13 protein-coding genes are annotated in these 16,339 nt (G+C 65.5%); 1 reads left to right on the forward strand and 12 read right to left on the reverse strand.

Going from position 1 to position 16,339, the window contains the following annotated elements:
* Positions 1–11: 11 nt before the first annotated feature.
* Positions 12–2,735 (reverse strand): molybdopterin cofactor-binding domain-containing protein, encoded by a 2,724-nt coding sequence (locus I6F21_RS05575; RefSeq protein WP_225182865.1) that lies wholly within the window; start codon positions 2,733–2,735, stop codon positions 12–14.
* A complete protein-coding gene (locus tag I6F21_RS05580; RefSeq protein WP_225182866.1) occupies positions 2,732–3,559 on the reverse strand; it encodes an FAD binding domain-containing protein in 828 nt (275 codons plus the stop codon). The genes I6F21_RS05575 and I6F21_RS05580 overlap by 4 nt, the downstream gene beginning before the upstream one ends.
* 146 nt (positions 3,560–3,705) lie before the next feature.
* Here I6F21_RS05580 and I6F21_RS05585 point away from each other — a divergent pair, with 146 nt between their 5' ends.
* On the forward strand, positions 3,706–5,055 hold the full coding sequence (locus I6F21_RS05585; protein WP_225182867.1) for an 8-oxoguanine deaminase: 1,350 nt from the start codon (positions 3,706–3,708) through the stop codon (positions 5,053–5,055).
* Between the two features lie 100 nt (positions 5,056–5,155).
* Here the strand turns inward: I6F21_RS05585 and I6F21_RS05590 are convergent, their stop codons facing one another.
* The 10 genes from I6F21_RS05590 to I6F21_RS05635 form a co-directional block, all read right to left on the reverse strand.
* Positions 5,156–6,232, reverse strand: a complete 1,077-nt coding sequence (locus tag I6F21_RS05590) for a BMP family ABC transporter substrate-binding protein (RefSeq protein ID WP_225182991.1) — start codon at positions 6,230–6,232, stop codon at positions 5,156–5,158.
* Positions 6,233–6,308: 76 nt separating this feature from the next.
* Complete coding sequence (locus I6F21_RS05595) at positions 6,309–7,226, reverse strand: ABC transporter permease (protein WP_036007791.1); 918 nt, start codon at positions 7,224–7,226, stop codon at positions 6,309–6,311.
* The gene (locus I6F21_RS05600) at positions 7,213–8,307 is read right to left on the reverse strand and encodes an ABC transporter permease (protein ID WP_225182868.1); all 1,095 of its coding nucleotides are present in this window, start codon (positions 8,305–8,307) and stop codon (positions 7,213–7,215) included. Before I6F21_RS05600 ends, I6F21_RS05595 begins: the two co-directional genes overlap by 14 nt.
* On the reverse strand, positions 8,291–9,862 hold the full coding sequence (locus I6F21_RS05605; RefSeq protein ID WP_225182869.1) for an ABC transporter ATP-binding protein: 1,572 nt from the start codon (positions 9,860–9,862) through the stop codon (positions 8,291–8,293). The genes I6F21_RS05600 and I6F21_RS05605 overlap by 17 nt, the downstream gene beginning before the upstream one ends.
* 358 nt (positions 9,863–10,220) lie before the next feature.
* Positions 10,221–10,706 (reverse strand): nucleoside deaminase, encoded by a 486-nt coding sequence (locus I6F21_RS05610; protein ID WP_225111995.1) that lies wholly within the window; start codon positions 10,704–10,706, stop codon positions 10,221–10,223.
* Between the two features lie 11 nt (positions 10,707–10,717).
* A complete protein-coding gene (locus I6F21_RS05615) occupies positions 10,718–12,250 on the reverse strand; it encodes an ABC transporter ATP-binding protein (RefSeq protein ID WP_225182870.1) in 1,533 nt (510 codons plus the stop codon).
* Positions 12,247–12,930 (reverse strand): isochorismatase family cysteine hydrolase, encoded by a 684-nt coding sequence (locus tag I6F21_RS05620; RefSeq protein ID WP_225182871.1) that lies wholly within the window; start codon positions 12,928–12,930, stop codon positions 12,247–12,249. Before I6F21_RS05620 ends, I6F21_RS05615 begins: the two co-directional genes overlap by 4 nt.
* 17 nt (positions 12,931–12,947) lie before the next feature.
* A complete protein-coding gene (locus tag I6F21_RS05625; RefSeq protein WP_225182872.1) occupies positions 12,948–13,874 on the reverse strand; it encodes an ABC transporter permease in 927 nt (308 codons plus the stop codon).
* 1 nt (position 13,875) lies between these two features.
* Positions 13,876–14,988 (reverse strand): ABC transporter permease, encoded by a 1,113-nt coding sequence (locus I6F21_RS05630; protein WP_225182873.1) that lies wholly within the window; start codon positions 14,986–14,988, stop codon positions 13,876–13,878.
* Positions 14,985–16,097, reverse strand: coding sequence for a BMP family ABC transporter substrate-binding protein (locus I6F21_RS05635; protein ID WP_225182874.1), 1,113 nt, complete (start codon positions 16,095–16,097; stop codon positions 14,985–14,987). The genes I6F21_RS05630 and I6F21_RS05635 overlap by 4 nt, the downstream gene beginning before the upstream one ends.
* Positions 16,098–16,339: the final 242 nt, after the last annotated feature.

Consider the following 16,339-nt stretch of genomic DNA (forward strand, 5'->3'; position numbering starts at 1 on the left):
GAAACATGCATCTAGCCGAATTCGTCATGGAGCGCCGGAAACAGCCGGTCCGGCTTGAAGGGCGGCGCGGTGAAGCGAATGCCGGTGGCATCCGCGATCGCGTTGCCGAGCGCGGCGGCGACCGGATTGTAGGGACTCTCGCTCATCGACTTCGCGCCGAGCGGGCCAATCGTGTCGGACGTCTCGGCGAAGAACACTTCCGTGCGCGGCACGTCGGCGAAAGAGGGCAGGTGGTAGTCGCGGAATTTCGGATTGGTGACGCGGCCGCTCGCGTCGATCACCATCTCCTCGTAGAGCGCAGCGCCGAGCGCCTGCGCCACGCCGCCTTCGACCTGACCGCGGCACTGCATGGGATTGGCGACGACGCCGGCGTCGGCGGCGTGCACGCTCCTGAGAATCCGGAGCTCGCCGGTCGCCTTGTTCACCGCGACGCGAAAGCCCTGCACGTTGAACCCCACCGATCGCGGCGTGCCGCCGGACGTGCCGCTGCCTGCGAACGGCCAGCCGCGCTCGCGGGCGAGCTTCGCCAGCTCCGTAAAAGGCATGCGGCGGACGCCGCTGACGACGGAGTCCGCATCGAGCGCGCAAGTCTCCACATCGCACAGCCAGGCGTCGGCGGCTGCCGCCTTCAGCTCGCTCGCAAGCTGCATGGAGGCCGCATGCGTCGCCTTGCCCGCAACGAAGGTGCCGGCGCTGCCATACGCGCCGGTGTCGTGGCCGCCATGGGCGGTGTCGGACTGGCGCAGACGAATCTTGTCGACGGTGGTCGCCAGCGTGGTCGCCGCGATCTGGCGATGCACGGTGCTGGTGCCGTTGCCGAACTCGGCCGTGCCGACGGTGAGGTCGAAGCCGCCGTCGTCGTTGAGCGCGATCGTCGCATCGGCGAAGTGGCCGGCCGGCGGCACGGTGTCGATCATGGTCAGCGCGATGCCGTCGCCGATCAGCCAATCCGGCGACAGCTCCGGCTGCGGGGTATCGGCCTGCATCGCGCGCTCGACGAGATCGAGGCACTGGTCGAGCCCGTAGGAGCCGTAGAGCACGTCGTGATATTCGGACGGCGGCGGCGACAGCATGGGATCGCCAGGCCTCACGATATTGCGCCGGCGCATCTCGTAGGGGCTGATTCCGAGCTGCTCCGCCAGTTCGTCGATCGCCGCTTCCACCGCGATCAGCGCCTGCGGCAGGCCATAGCCGCGAAACGCGCCCGCCGGCACCGTGTTGGTGTAGACGGCGACGCCGTCGACCCGCTTGTTCGGGCAATTGTAGACGGCGACGGACTCCGCCAGCGCGTGGAACATCACGGGGCCGGCGTGATTGCCGTAGGCGCCGGTGTTGGAGAGCACGTCGAGCTGGAGCGCGGTAAGCTTGCCGCCCGCATCGGCGCCGGCCTTGACTTGGATCCGCATCGGATGCCGCGTCGAGGTCGCGATGAACTGCTCCTCGCGTGTCAGCTCCAGCTTGACCGGCCGCCCGGTCTTCAGCGCGGCAAGCGCCAGGATGTCCTCGACGAACATCTCCTGCTTGCCGCCGAACCCACCGCCGACGCGTTCGCAGAACACGCGGACCTTGTCCATGGGGAGCTGGAAGATGTCCGACAGCGCACGCCGGGTCAGGAACGGCACCTGCGTCGAGGTGCGAACGTTGAGCACGCCGGAATCATCGAGCCAGGCGAGGCCACCATGGGTCTCGAGCGCGGCGTGCTGCACACGGTGACTGTGGAAAGTAGCCTCATAGGTGGCGGCAGATGTTGCAAGCGCCGATGCGACATCGCCGAACTCGCCATGCGTCTCCGCGACCAGGTTGCGCTGGGCATCGGCAACGCGGTTCGCAGCTGTGCGGTCGGGATGAACGACCGGCGAACCCGGGGCCATCGCCTGCTCGGGATCGATCAGCGCCGGCAGGATCTCGTAGCTGACCTTCAGCTTGCGGCACGCAGCCTCCGCGGCGGCTTCGGTCTCGGCGACGACGGCGGCAACCTTCTGGCCGACGAAACGCACGACGTCATCCAGGACGCGGGTGTCCTCCGGGTCCATCCAGTCTTTCTCATGCCGTGCCGTCGAGATCAGGACGGACGGCGCATCTTCGTGCGTCAGCACGGCGTGTACACCGGGGATGCTCAGCGCGTCCCACTTGTCGATAGCGACGATCCTGGCGTGCGCATGCGGCGAGCGCAGCAGCTTGATGTGCAGCAAGCCATCGATTGCGGTGTCGAAGGTGTAGCGTGCCGTGCCGCGGACCACATTGGGGCCTGCGGGGGCGGGCAGGCTGCGGCCGAAGGCGGCGCCGGCCTCGACGCTCGTCTCGACATTGGTCTTGCCGAGGATCGCGTCCTCGATCGACCGATAGCCGGTGCAGCGGCAGATATTGCCTTTCAGCGCCGTGCCGAGATCGGTGCGCTGCGCCTGGTTCAGCGAGGCGCAGGTCAGGATCATGCCGGCGGTGCAGAACCCGCATTGAAAGCCCTGCGCATCGAGGAAGGCCTGCTGCATCGGATGCGTGCCGTGATCGCCGTCAAGGCCTTCGATCGTGGTCACGCTGCGGCCCTCGGCCCGGAACGCCGGGATCAGGCAGCTGTGCACCGGCTCGCCGTCCAGCAGTACGGTGCAGGCGCCGCAGTCGCCGGCATCGCAGCCTTTCTTCACGCCGAAATGGCCGAGCTCGCGCAGGAACGTGCGCAGGCACTGGCCGGCGCGTGGCTCCTGGGAGAACGCCTTGCCGTTGACCTCCAGGCTCATGCGGGTATCGCTCCCGAGAGTTCGCCGCGAATCTCCTCGGCCAGGCGCATCGTCATGTGCTTGCGCCAGAGTGGCGCGCCATGGATGTCCGTGTGGTACAGATCATCGGTAATCTCCTGCATGAGCGCGGCGCGCAGCGCGCCTGCGTCCGGGGCTTTGCGGAAGCGCAGCTGGATCGGCCGCACCGTCGACGCGGTGACCGTGAGTGTCAGCGTATCATCGGCTTCGAGACTGCCGATCAGCAGCGCCGCGGAGCGGCCGACGGGCGCCAGCGAGATCTGGCGGAAGGCCGTGCGGCGCTTCAGCGCGGGAAGCGGGATGTCGATCTGCCGGAGCAGGTCGCCTGGCGTCAGGCGATTGCGCTGGTTGCCGGTGACGAATTCGGTGACCGGAAGCCTCTGTTCACCGCCGCCGGCCTTCCAGATGGTGCAGACGCCGTCGAGTGCCGACGTCAGCGAGATCATCGGTCCCGCCGGCAGCGACATGCAGAGATTGCCGCCGACGGTCGCGGTCTTCCAGATCTTGAACGAGGCAAGGAAGGCCCGGCAGCACTGGTTGATCAGCGGCGCTGCGAGCCAATCAGAGGGGCAGGCGAGTCCATCGAGCTCTGCGATGGTGCAAGTGGCGGCGATCGAGAGGTGGCTCTCTGTGATCGCAAGTGCCGGCCATTTCAGATCGGTGAGATCGATCAGTCGCGTCAGATGCGTTTGCGGCTCCGAGAACAGCCAGGTGCCGCCCGCGAGCCAAGCATCACCTGCCGTCCAAACGGGCAGCTGCGCGCGCGTTTGCGGATGGGCGACGGCTGTGATGGTATTCAAGTCCATGGCTGCGCCAACGCTTCCGACGGTTGAATGGTCCGAGCGAAGTGTTGCAAGACGGGAGCCAAGTGGCAACAACAAGTCGAAGCAAGGACGCAATCGTCCTCGGCCTTGCAGGCCCGCCGTCAGCGTGGGCGAGGAGAAGCAGGATCATGACTGAGGCAAGTTCGACCTGGATCAGGGATCCCCTGGCCATCCTCGCCGACGGGGCCGAGCGCGGCATTGTCGTGAAGGGCGGCCGGATCGTCGAGCTCGTGCCGGCGGGCGGTGTGCCCGCAACCGCCGATGTCGCAGTGTTCGATGCGGGCGAACACGTCGTGCTGCCTGGCCTGATCAATACCCATCATCATTTCTACCAGACGCTGACGCGGGCGCTGCCGGCCGCGATGGACCGCGAGCTGTTCACCTGGCTCCAGGCGCTCTATCCGGTGTGGGCGAGGCTGACGCCGGAAGCGCTCGAGCTCGGCGTCACCGTGGCGATGTCCGAGCTTTTGCTCTCCGGCTGCACCACCACGACGGATCACCACTACGTCTTCCCGGCCGGACTCGAAGACGCCGTCGATATCGAGGTGGCGGTGGCGAAGCGACTCGGCGTGCGCGTGCTGCTCACGCGCGGCTCGATGAACCTGTCGCAGCGCGACGGCGGCTTGCCGCCCGACAGCGTCGTGCAGGACGAGGACACCATTCTCGCCGATAGCGCCCGCGTGGTCGCCAAGCATCACCAGCGCGGCGCGGATGCGATGGTGCAGATTGCGCTCGCACCATGCTCGCCGTTCTCGGTGACGACGTCGCTGATGCGCGCCACGGCCGATCTCGCCGACAAGCTCGACGTGCGCCTGCACACCCATCTCGCCGAAACCGAGGACGAGAACAGCTTCTGCCAGCAGATGTATGGCTGCCGTCCGCTCGACTATCTCGAGCAATGCGGTTGGCTCAATGCGCGCACCTGGCTCGCCCATGGAATCTTCTTCAATCCGGACGAGATGAGACGGCTCGGCAAGGCCGGCACGACCGTCAGCCATTGTGCGTGCAGCAACCAGCTGCTCGCGTCGGGCTGTTGCCCGGTGTGCGACATGGAAGAGGCCGGCGTCGGGATCGGCATTGGTGTCGACGGCTCGGCCTCCAACGACGGATCCAACCTCATGCAGGAGGTGCGGGCCGCGTTCCTGCTGCAACGCGCGCGTTATGGCGTCATGAAGGTCAGCCACAAGGATGCGCTGCGCTGGGCCACCAAGGGCTCGGCGGCATGTGTGGGCCGGCCGGAACTCGGCGACATCGCCGTCGGCAAGGCCGCCGATCTTGCGCTGTTCCGGCTCGACGAGCTGCGCTTCTCGGGCCACGGCGATCCGCTCGCCGCGCTCGTGCTGTGCGGGGCGCATCGCGCCGACCGGGTGATGGTGGCTGGAAAATGGGCGGTGATCGACGGTGCGATCCCGGGTCTCGATGTGGCAGACCTCATCCGCCGCCACAGTTCCGCGGCGCGGGCCATGCAGGCTGGATAGCCGGGCGAAAGGGGGCAGCCACAAGTGCCGGGTGCTTCTGGCCACCCCCTCCGAACCTCCTCCGGGAGGAGCAGGTGATTTAGTCAATGCAAGAAGCGTGCTACTTGCCCGGCAGCTTGTCGTCGATGCCTTTCACGTAGAAATTCATGCCGAGGATCTGGCCGTCATCCAGGTGACCGCCGCCCTTGCATTCGACCGGCTTGCCGTCCTGCCCAACGATCGGGCATTTGAACGGATGCAGCTTGCCCGCGGTGATCGCGGCCTGGGCATCCTCAGCCATTTTTTTCACATCGTCAGGCATGTTGGTGTAGGGCGCCATCGCGAACATGCGGCTGTCGAGGCCACCCCAGGTGTCCTCGGACTTCCAGGTGCCGGCGAGCTCGGCCTTGACGCGCTCGATATAGTAGGGCCCCCAGTTGTTGATGATCGAGGTCAGCTGAGCCTTTGGCCCGAACTGGATCATTTCGGAATCCTGGCCGAAGGCCAGCTTGCCGCGTTCGCTGGCGATCTGCATGGCGGCGGGCGAATCCGTGTGCTGCATGATGACGTCGGCACCCTGGTCGATCAGCGCCTTGGCGGCGTCGGCCTCCTTGCCTGGGTCGAACCAGGTATTGGCCCAGATGATCTTGACCTTGATGTTCGGATTGATGGTCTGCGCCGCCAGTATCGTCGCGTTGATGCCGGAGACGACCTCCGGAATCGGGAACGAGCCGATATAGCCGAGCACGCCCGACTTCGTCATCTTCGCCGCAATCAGGCCTTGAATGTAGCGGCCCTGATACCATTTCGCCGAGTAGGTCGACATGTTCGGGTTGCGCTTGTAGCCGGTGGCGTGCTCGAAATGCACGTTCGGATATTTCTTGGCGACCTTCAGCGTCGGATCCATGTAGCCGAACGATGTGGTGAAGATCAGTTTGTTGCCGGCGCGGACGAGCTGCTCGATCGCGCGCTCGGAGTCCGGGCCTTCGGGCACGTTCTCGAGATAAGTGGTCTCGATCTTGTCGCCCAATTCTTTCACCAGCGCCTGGCGACCGAGGTCGTGCTGATAGGTCCAGCCGAGGTCTCCAATCGGACCGAGATAAACGAAGCCGACTTTCAGCTTGTCGGCGGCGGAGGCCGCACTGACGCTCCCAGCGAGCAAGAGCCCGGCAGCCAGTGCAAGAAGTGATTTCCTCATCATCGATCTCCAAACTTCGGGGGAAGCCACGATCCGCAGCATGCGCGCCCCATCGTGCACACTGCGGAAACGAAATCTAGCGGTCGGGCACGAACACCGTGCCGAGCGCGGCCGGTGCGGTCGAGCCGCCCGTGCGCGCGCGGGAGAGCAGGACCAGCACGATGACGGTCGCGAGATAAGGCAGCGCCGACATGAATTGCGAGGGAATGCCGACGCCCCATCCTTGCGCATGCAGTTGCAGGATCGTCACCGCGCCGAACAGATAGGCGCCGACGACGAGCCGGCCCGGCCGCCAGGACGAGAACACCACCAGCGCCAGCGCGATCCAACCGCGGCCTGCGGTCATGCCCGGAATGAAGAACGGCGTATAGGCGAGCGGCAGATAGGCGCCCGCAAGACCCGCGCAGGCGCCGCCGAACATCACGGCCAAGGTGCGGATGCGCAGGACGGGATAGCCGAGCGCATGCGCGGAAGCGTGATTGTCGCCGCAGGCTCGCAGGATCAATCCCGCCCGTGTGCGGTACAGGAACCACCACACCGCGACGATCAGCGCGATCGAGAAATAGACGAAGCCATTCTCGCCGAACAGCACGCGGCCGATCAGGGGGACATTAGTGAGACCGGGAATGACGAGTTGCACGGCCGGCGTGATGCGCTCGCCGACGAAGCCGGCGCCGATCAGACCCGAGAGGCCAACACCCAGGATGGTCAGCGCGAGGCCGGTTGCGACCTGGTTGACGGCAAGCCCGAGTGCCATCAGCGCGAAGACGAGCGACATCAGCGTGCCCGCGACGATGCCGAACAGCGCGCCGATAAAGATCGATCCGGTCAGCCAGGCGCCGGCAAAGCCACAGGCCGCGCCGACGATCATCATGCCCTCGACCCCGAGATTGAGCACGCCGGAACGCTCGGCCACGAGCTCGCCGGTCGCCGCAATCAACAGCGGCGTCGATGCGGCAAGCACCGCCAGGATGATGGCCTCAACCAGCTCCACGGGCCACCACCTTTCGGTTCGGGAACACCAGCTTGAAGCGGTAGAGAATGAGGGAGTCGCAGGCGAGCACGTAAAACAGCAGAATGCCCTGAAAGACCTTGGTGACATCAAGCGGAATCTTCATCGCGATCTGCGCCTGCTCGCCGCCGATAAAGGTCAACGCGAGGAAGAGGCCTGCAATTAGTATTCCAAGCGGGTTCAGCCGGCCGAGGAAAGCGACGATGATCGCGGAAAAGCCGTAGCCTGGCGAGATGCCGGGCTGGAGATGTCCGACTGGACCCGCCACCTCGATGATGCCGGCAAGCCCGGCCAGCGCCCCGGAGACGGCGAAGGTCAGGATGATGAGCTGGTTGGCGTTGAAGCCGCCGAACCGCGCGGCGCGCGGCGCAGCGCCGACCACGCGGATCTCGAAACCCTTGATGGTGCGCCCGAGCAGGATCGCGGCTGCCGCGACGACGAGCAGGGCGATGATGGAGCCGAGATGCAGCCGGCCGCCTTCGATCAGCAACGGCACGGTCGCTACCGGATCGAACTCGGCCGTGGTCGGGAAATTGAAGCCGTGCGGATCGCGCCAGGGGCCGCGCACGAGATAGTCGAGGAAGAGGTCGGCGACATAGACCAGCATCAGGCTGGTCAGGATCTCGCTGGCGCCGAATTTCACCTTGCAGATCGCCGGGATCAGCGCATAGAGCGCGCCCGCAGCGGCGGCGAGGACGAGCATAGCCGGCAGCACCCAGGCGCCGGCATCAGTACCTTGCGTCTTCACCGCGATCCAGCTTCCCGCGACTGCGCCGATCAGGAATTGCCCTTCGGCGCCGATGTTCCAGGCGTTGGCGAGATAGCACAGCGACAGGCCGATCGCGATCATCACCAGCGGCGTCGCCTTCACCGCGATCTCCTGGAGCGAATAGCCATCGGTGAGGGGCGCAATGAAATAGGCGTGCAGGGCAAGCAGTGGATTCTTGCCAAGGATCGCGAACAGGATGACCATGGTCACGATCGTGAGGCCAATCGCGATCAGGGGGGACACCAGCGCGATCGTGCCAGAGCGCTCGGCACGCTTCTCAAGCACCAGCTGCATGCGCGATCTCCTTTGGCTGCAGGCTGCTGCCGCCCATCAGAAGGCCCAGCTTCTCGCGGCTTGCTTCGCGTGCCGAGAGCGGAGCCGACAGCTTGCCGTGGAACATCACGGCGATGCGGTCGGCAATCTCGGCGAGCTCGTCGAGATCCTGGCTGGTCACGAGTACCGCGGCGCCTGCGGTGGCGAGATCAAGCAGCGCCTGACGGATGACGGCGGCGGCGCCGGCATCGACGCCCCAGGTCGGCTGGCTCACCACCAGTACCGCGGGATTGCGCAGGATCTCACGTCCCACGATGAACTTCTGCAGATTGCCGCCGGACAGGCTGGCGGCCTCGGGATCGCGCTTGGCCTTGCGGACGTCGAAGGTTTCGGTGGCGCGGTCGACCGTTCTCAGCGTAGCCGCCGTATCGATGAATCCGCGACGGACCATGCCGCTGGCGGCATGGCCGGTGAGCAGCGCGTTCTCCGACAGTCTCATCCGCGGCGCGGTGCCGTGGCCGAGTCGCTCCTCGGGAACGAAGGCCGCCCCCAGCTTGCGCCGCTGGGTGATCGAAAGGTGACCGGCGGCGATGCCCTCGATCACCACCGTCCCGGGGGCCTTCGCGAGGCGCTCGCCGGAGAGCGCTGCGAACAATTCGTCCTGGCCGTTACCGGCGACGCCGGCGATGCCGAGAATCTCGCCGCCCTTCAGCTCGAATGAGATGTGCTCGAGCCGTACGCCGTGCGCTTCGACGGGAGCCAGCGAGAGATCGTTGACGACGAGCCGCGGCACGGTGGTCTTGCGGCCGGATGCGCCCTTCACCTCCTTGACCTCGCCGCCGACCATCATCCGCGCAAGTGAGGCGGCGGTTTCGAGCCGCGGGTTGCAGGTCTCGACCTTCCTGCCGCCGCGCAGGATCGTCGCGGTGTCGCAGAGCCGCTTCACCTCCTCCAGCTTGTGGCTGATATAGAGGATGGCGCGGCCCTCGGCCTTGAGGCGATCCAGCACGATGAAGAGCTGGTCAGCCTCCTGCGGCGTCAGCACCGCGGTGGGCTCGTCCAGGATCAGGAATTTCGGATCCTGCATCAGGGCGCGGACGATCTCGATGCGCTGACGCTCGCCGACGGAGAGTTGCCACACCTCACGCCTGGGATCGAGCGGCAGACCGTAAGTCTTCGACACCTGTTCCAGCCGGGCCGACATGTCCTTGAATGATTCCTTGCCGTCGAGGCCGAGCGCGACGTTCTCGGCAACCGTGAGATTGTCGAACAGCGAGAAGTGCTGGAACACCATGCCGATGCCGCGGCTGCGCGCTTCGGACGGACCGGACAGCACGATCCGCTCGCCCTGCCAGTGAATTTCGCCGGCGCTGGGCTGGATCAGTCCGTAGATCGCCTTGACCAGCGTCGACTTGCCAGCGCCGTTCTCGCCCAGCAGGGCGTGGATTTCCCTCGGTCGGATCTCGATATCGATGCAATCGTTGGCGAGGAAATCGCCATAACGTTTGGTGAGGCCGATGGTCCTCAGGAGCGGGGACTCGCCGGAATGCTGGCCGTTGGATGTCGGATCTAACATTCGTTGATGCGCTTGCATGGGTGACGTGCCTCAATACTGGGCCAGTTTGAACCCCGGCGTAAGATGTGAAAAAGCATCATCCCTTGCTCAACGCGTCGGCAGGCTCTCGGCCCAGCGCCGGTCATCGACTCCGAGCAATCATATCCCGCAAACAGCACCTGGACGGTGGGGGCGATCGCGTCTGCGAGCGGTGCCTGTTGCAAATTTGTGACGGTCCAAGGCAAATCGGAACCCGCTGTGCAGACCTGACGCCATGTTGAGCAATGGACGCGTCGGTCGTCCATCGCGCGGAGCGCAGCGGCCGCAATGGCTGCCTCAATGCGGCACTCCACGGTGTCGTCCCCTTTGGGATGTGCTGCTACTTCGTCCAAACGCCGTCGTGCAGCGCTTCGGCTTCGTCTTCGAGCAGTGGGCCGACGACCTCCGTCGGCCGCTGGCCGCTGGCAAAGACCTCGCGGCATGGCAGGTTGAGCGTCGGATTTTCCGGATGGTTGCCGGTGATGCCGCGCAGGCGATGCTCGCTGAGGCCATAGACGACACGGCCAATACCGGCCCAGTAGATCGCGCCGGCACACATCGCGCAGGGTTCGGCTGAGGAATAGAGCGTGGCCTTCGCCAGCACCTCGCGATCGAGCGTACGGCAGGCCTGGGTGGCTGCGAGACGCTCGGCATGCGCGGTGCCGTCGCGATCCGGCATGTAGCCGTTCTCAGTCTCGATCAGCACCTTGCCGTCGGCATCGACGACAATGCAGCCGAAGGGATGGTTGCCATGGGTGAGGGAACGGCCGGCGACCGCGAAAGACAGGCGCAGAAAGTGCTCGTCCCGCCCTGATGCATCGCCCATCGATCCTCCGTTCAGTGCCCTGCCATGTGGCGGCCGACCACCGTGAGATCGGCTTCGCTGGTCCGCGCTTCATACACGAATTCGCCGTGGAACATCACCACGAGCCTATCCGACAGTTCGAGCAGCTCGTCGAGGTCCTCGCTGACGAGCAGGACGGCGGCGCCGCGGTTGCGCGCGGCCATGATCTCGGCATGGATCTGCGCCACCGCCGCGAAATCGAGGCCGAAGCAGGGATTGGCGGCGATCAGCACCTCGACGTCGCCGCCGAGCTCGCGGGCCAGCACAGCCCGCTGTACGTTGCCGCCCGATAGCGCCGAGATCGGCGTATCGGGCGTGCGGGTCTTGATCTTGTACTGGCCGATCTTCTTCCTGGCGTCGCTCCGGAAGGCGCTACGATTGAGCCACCAGCCGCCACTTGCAAAGGGTGCGCGGTCGAATTCTCGGAAGGCGATGTTGTCGGCGACGCTCATGCCGCCGACGCAGGCATTCTTCAGCGGCTCCTCGGGCAGCAGCGACATCCTGTGCCGCCGCATCTCCTCGCGGCTTGCGTGATAGAGATCGCCGGCGACGCGCACCTCCCCGCTCTCGGCCTCGCGCTGGCCGGCCAGCACCTCGACGAGCTGGCGCTGGCCATTCCCGGAAACGCCGGCGATGCCGACGATCTCGCCGGCGCGAACGGTGAGCGAGACATCGTGCACGGCAACGGCGCCCGCATCGTCCAGGGCGCGGAGCTTTTGCAGCTCCAGCCTGGCCTGACCGGCTTCGCCGGTGCGCGGCGGCTGCACCGTCAACTCCTCGGCACCGATCATGGTGCGGGCCATCGCGTCCGGCGTCAGCTCGGAAACCTTGCCGGCTCCAGCGAGCTTGCCGCGGCGCAGGATGGTGACGTCATCGGCAAACGCCATGACCTCGCGGAACTTGTGCGTGATCATCAGGATGGTCAGCTCGCCCTTCACAACCATGTCGCGGAGCATGCCGAGCACCTCGTCGGCTTCCGCCGGGGTTAGCACCGAGGTCGGCTCATCCAGGATCAGGAAGCGCCGCTTCAGATAGAGCTGCTTGAGGATCTCGCACTTCTGCCGTTCGCCGGCAGAGATGTCGGAGACCTTTGCGGAGAGTGGTACCTTGAAGGGCATGCTGCCCAAGAACGCCTCCAGCTCCTTCATCTCGTTCGGCCAGTTCACCACGGCCGGCACGTCATCGCGCGCCAGCACGAGGTTTTCGGCAACCGTCATCGCCGGCACCAGCGTAAAATGCTGGTAGACCATGCCGAGGCCGAGCGCGTGGGCATCCTTCGGGTTGGCGATCGCCTGCTCGCGGCCGCCGACGATGATGTCGCCTTCGGTCGCGTGGTAGTAGCCCATGATGCATTTGACGAGGGTGGATTTGCCGGCGCCATTCTCGCCGAGCAGGGCGTGGAACGAGCCCGGCCGCACCTTCAGCTCGACATTGTCCAGCGCCAGGAAGTCGCCGAAGCGCATGGTCATGGCGACGGCGTCGACGCCGAAGGCGCCCGAGGGCGGTGGCGTTTCGCCGATGATCACGAAATCGCTCCGATGAAAGCATCCGAGGTCGAGACCGCGCCGAATACGCCGCCCTGCATCTTGATCATCTTCAGCGCATGGTCGTGGTTGCTCTTGTCGGTCGCGCCGCAGCAATCGTGCAGCAGGACACATTCGAAGCCGCGGTCGTTGGCCTCGCGCATCGTGGTGTGGACGCAGACGTCGGTCGTGATCCCGGTCAACACGATGTTCTCGATGCCGCGCACGCGCAGGATCAGCTCCAGATCGGTGGCGCAGAACGAGCCCTTGCCGGGTTTGTCGATGATCGGCTCGCCCGGCAGCGGCGCCAGCTCCTCGATGATGTCCCAGCCGGGCTCGCCGCGCACCAGGATGCGTCCGCACGGGCCGGGATCGCCGATGCCGGCCCCGATCTGGCGCGAGCGCCAGCGCTTGTTGGCGGGCAGGTCGGAGAGATCCGGGCGGTGGCCTTCGCGGGTATGGATGATATGGAAGCCTTGGCTTCGCATCGCTGCGAGCAGCCGCTTGATCGGCTCGATCGGTGCCCATGTCAGCGAGAGGTCGTAGCCCATCTTGTCGACATAGCCGCCGACGCCGCAGAAATCGGTCTGCATGTCGATGACAATCAGCGCGGTGTTCTCGGGGCGGAGATCACCATTGTAGGGCCAGGCATAGGGCTCGGACTTGATGTAGCGCTCGGGCATGGACGACCTCGTGCGTGTTACCGTGTGATCGAGAGTTCGGCGGGCGCGCCGGTCAGCGTCCGCTTCGGCGAGCAGGTGATGATCATGATCGCCAGCGTCAGGATGTAGGGCGCGGCGTTGAAGAGGTGATAGCCGGAGGTGACGCCGACCGATTGCAGCGCCGGCCCCAGCGCCGCCGCGCCGCCGAAGGCGAGCGAGGCCCACAGGCAGAGCAGGGGATCCCAGCGCGCGAAGATCACGAGCGCAACGGCGGTAATGCCCTGGCCCGAGGAAAGGCCCTCGTTCCAGCTTCCGGGGTAGAACAGGGACAAAAACGAGCCGCCGATGCCCGCGAGGAAACCACCGGCCATGGTGGCGCGCAGGCGGATCAGCAGCACGGAATGGCCCATCGCGCGTGCGGCATCCGCGCTCTCGCCGGCGGTGCGGATGAGCAAGCCCCAGCGGGTGGTGCGGAAGGCCCAATAGAGGCTTGGCGCCAGCGCCACGCCGATCAGGAACAGCACGTTGATGCGCAGCGCTGCCTGGACTTGCGGGATGTCGCTCCACCAGCCGAAGTCGATGGCGGGCAGCCGCGGCGCTGTCGGCTCGATCAGCGGCTTGCCGAGATAGAACGCAAGGCCAGTGCCGAACAGCATCAAGGCAATGCCGACGGCAACGTCATTGACGCGCGGCAGCGAGCAGATGCCGGCATGCAGCGCACCCAGCAGCGCGCCGGTGACGCCGGCGGCAAGCACGCCAAGCCACGGAGAGCCGGTGACATAGGAGATGCCATAGGCGCTCATCGCGCCCATCACCAGCGTGCCTTCGAGGCCGAGATTGATGCGGCCCGCACGCTCGGTGATGCATTCGCCCAGGCTCACGAACAGGAAGGGGGTGGAGACGCGAATGGCGCCGCCGAGGACGGCGAGCGGGACGGTCCAGAGGCCGATCGATCCGTCTGCCATCTCAGGATTTTCCCTTCAGGAATCCGATGCGGCCGTAGAGCGCATCGCTGGCGAGCACGAAGACGAAGATGATGCCCTGCAGCACCAGCACGGACGCATCGGGCAGCCCCAAGCGGCGTTGCAGCAGGCCGCCGCTGGCGCTGATGCCGCCGAGCAGGATCGCGACGGGGATGATGGCGAGCGGATTTTGCCGCGCCAGAAAGGCGACGAGAATGCCGGTGAAGCCGTAGCCGGCGGCGAGGTTGGCGTTGGTGCGTCCCTGCACGGCGGCGACCTCGACCATGCCGGCGAGGCCAGCCGCGCCGCCGGCAAGGAAGCATACGGTCAGGATCAGCTTGTCGACGCCGAGACCGACGATCTTCGCAGCGCGGATGTTGCCGCCAGCCACGCGCGCGGCGAAGCCGAACACAGTGTGATAGATCAGGATGTAGGAGGCGATCGCAGCGATCAGGCCGAACACGAGGCCCCAATGCACGTCGGTGCCGGGAATGGAGCCGATCATGTTGGCGGCGCCGATCTCGCGGGTCGACGGCTTGTTGAGGCTGGCGGGATCGCGCATCAGCCCCTCGACGAGATGGTTGAGGATCGCGAGCGCGATGTAGACGAGCAGCAGGCTCGAGATGGTCTCGTTGACGCCGCGATATTGCCGCAAGCCGCCCGAGAGCATGATCCAGAGCCCGCCGCCGATCACGCCGGCGCAGACCATGGCGACCTGCACCACGAGCGGCGGCATGCCTTGAAGCGCGAGTGCGGCGCTGGTTGCGGACAATGCGCCGATCAACAGCGCGCCTTCGCTACCGATGATGACCATGCCGAGCTGCGCCGGCAGCGCGGTACAGAGTGCAGTGAGGATCAGGGGCGCTGCGCGCGTCAGCGTGTTCTGCCAGGAGAACCAGGTGCCGAACGCGCCGTAATACATGTAGAAATAGAGATCGAGCGGATTCTTGCCGAACATCGCGACGAAGATGCCGAACACCGCGAGCGCGCCGACCAGCGCCGCGCCCGGGATCAGGACATATTCGATCGTGCCGCCGTGACGCTGGAGGAAACCGGGATCGGCGGCCGGGGCGACTGTCCCGACCGCGTCCGTGGAATCCGCCGCTTCCGTCGTCACGAAGTGGCTCCGAGCACGCCCTCGACCAGGTAGTCCATCTTCTCCAGTTCAGGATCCTTCTGGCCGCGGTCGGTGCCGGCAGGGATCACTGTCTTGCCCTTGTTGTCGACCAGCCCACCCTTGAAGATGGCGTAGCCTTCTGCCGACAGGAATTTGGCCTTGGCCTCGTCGGCCGCCTTGCGCGCTTCGGCCGAGACCGCTTCGCCATAGGGCGAGGTCTTGACGATCTCTTCCTTCAGGCCGCCGCGGTAGAAATTCGGGATGCCTTCGCCGGAGGCGATCATCTTGACAAACTTCGGATAGAGCGCCTCCCAGTTCCACTCCGCGCCGGTGAGATAGGCCTTGGGTGCCAGCGCCGACTGGTTGGTGTGATAGCCACAGACGAAGGCGCCGCGCCGCGCCGCGTTCTCGACCATGGTCTTGGGCCCATCGACGTGGCAGGTGAGCACGTCCACGCCCTGATCGATCAGGCTGTTGGTGGCTTCGGCCTCCTTGACCGGCATGGACCAGTCGCCGGTGAAGATCACCTGCGTGGTGGCCTTTGGATTGACGGACTTGGCGCCAAGCGTGAAGGCGTTGATGTTGCGCAGCACTTGAGGGATCGGCTTGGCCGCGACAAAGCCGAGCTTGCTGCTCTTCGATGTCAGGCCGGCGACGATGCCGGAGATGAACTGAGCCTCGTCGATATAGCCGAAATAGCTGCCGGCGTTCTTGGGGTCCTTCTCGCTCCAGAGGCCGCCGCAATGCTCGAAGCGGAGCTTCGGGTACTTGTTGGCCATCTTGATCATGTGCGGATTGTAGTACCCGAACGAGGTCGGGAAGAGCAGGGTGGCGCCATCGAGATTGATCATGGACTCGATCGTCTTCTCGACCGCATCGGTCTCCGGCACCTTCTCCTCCTCGACCACCTTGAGGCCGGGAATCTTCTTCAGCGCCGCCGCGCCCTGCGCGTGCGCCTGATTGTAGCCGTAGTCGTCGCGCGAGCCGACATAAATGAAGCCGATGGTGGTCTCGGCCGCGACGGCCGGGCGCAGGCCCGCTGCCGCGCCGAGGGTGAGGGCCGCGCCGCCCTGCAACACATGACGTCGTGAAATCCTGCCAGAATCCATTGCTCGCTCCCCTTGGCGGATGTTCCGCCTTGATCTCACGGCTGCGCCGGCGTGGCGGAGCCGGGGTCAGATGTCGCAAGCTTCGTGCCAGAGACTATGAAGCATGCAGTTTGCGATAAGTGCTTGAAATAGATATGAAATAATCAGTGTGCTGAACTTGGCGAGGAAGGCGGCAGACTAATTTATGGGCAATATAAAAGCATTGTATGCAGTGGAGTTGAGCAGCCCGAACCTGCTCGCGC

This window comes from Bradyrhizobium sp. NBAIM03 (genome assembly GCF_020194055.1).
Lineage (GTDB): Bacteria > Pseudomonadota > Alphaproteobacteria > Rhizobiales > Xanthobacteraceae > Bradyrhizobium > Bradyrhizobium yuanmingense.

Coding starts and splice junctions, on each gene's coding strand:
- I6F21_RS05590 (WP_225182991.1), bottom strand. CDS start 6,232: ATGAGGAAATCACTTCTTGCACTGGCTGCCGGGCTCTTGCTCGCTGGG.
- I6F21_RS05625 (WP_225182872.1), bottom strand. CDS start 13,874: ATGGCAGACGGATCGATCGGCCTCTGGACCGTCCCGCTCGCCGTCCTC.
- I6F21_RS05580 (WP_225182866.1), bottom strand. CDS start 3,559: ATGGACTTGAATACCATCACAGCCGTCGCCCATCCGCAAACGCGCGCG.
- I6F21_RS05635 (WP_225182874.1), bottom strand. CDS start 16,097: ATGGATTCTGGCAGGATTTCACGACGTCATGTGTTGCAGGGCGGCGCG.
- I6F21_RS05600 (WP_225182868.1), bottom strand. CDS start 8,307: ATGCAGCTGGTGCTTGAGAAGCGTGCCGAGCGCTCTGGCACGATCGCG.
- I6F21_RS05575 (WP_225182865.1), bottom strand. CDS start 2,735: ATGAGCCTGGAGGTCAACGGCAAGGCGTTCTCCCAGGAGCCACGCGCC.
- I6F21_RS05605 (WP_225182869.1), bottom strand. CDS start 9,862: ATGTTAGATCCGACATCCAACGGCCAGCATTCCGGCGAGTCCCCGCTC.
- I6F21_RS05620 (WP_225182871.1), bottom strand. CDS start 12,930: ATGCCCGAGCGCTACATCAAGTCCGAGCCCTATGCCTGGCCCTACAAT.
- I6F21_RS05610 (WP_225111995.1), bottom strand. CDS start 10,706: ATGGGCGATGCATCAGGGCGGGACGAGCACTTTCTGCGCCTGTCTTTC.
- I6F21_RS05585 (WP_225182867.1), top strand. CDS start 3,706: ATGACTGAGGCAAGTTCGACCTGGATCAGGGATCCCCTGGCCATCCTC.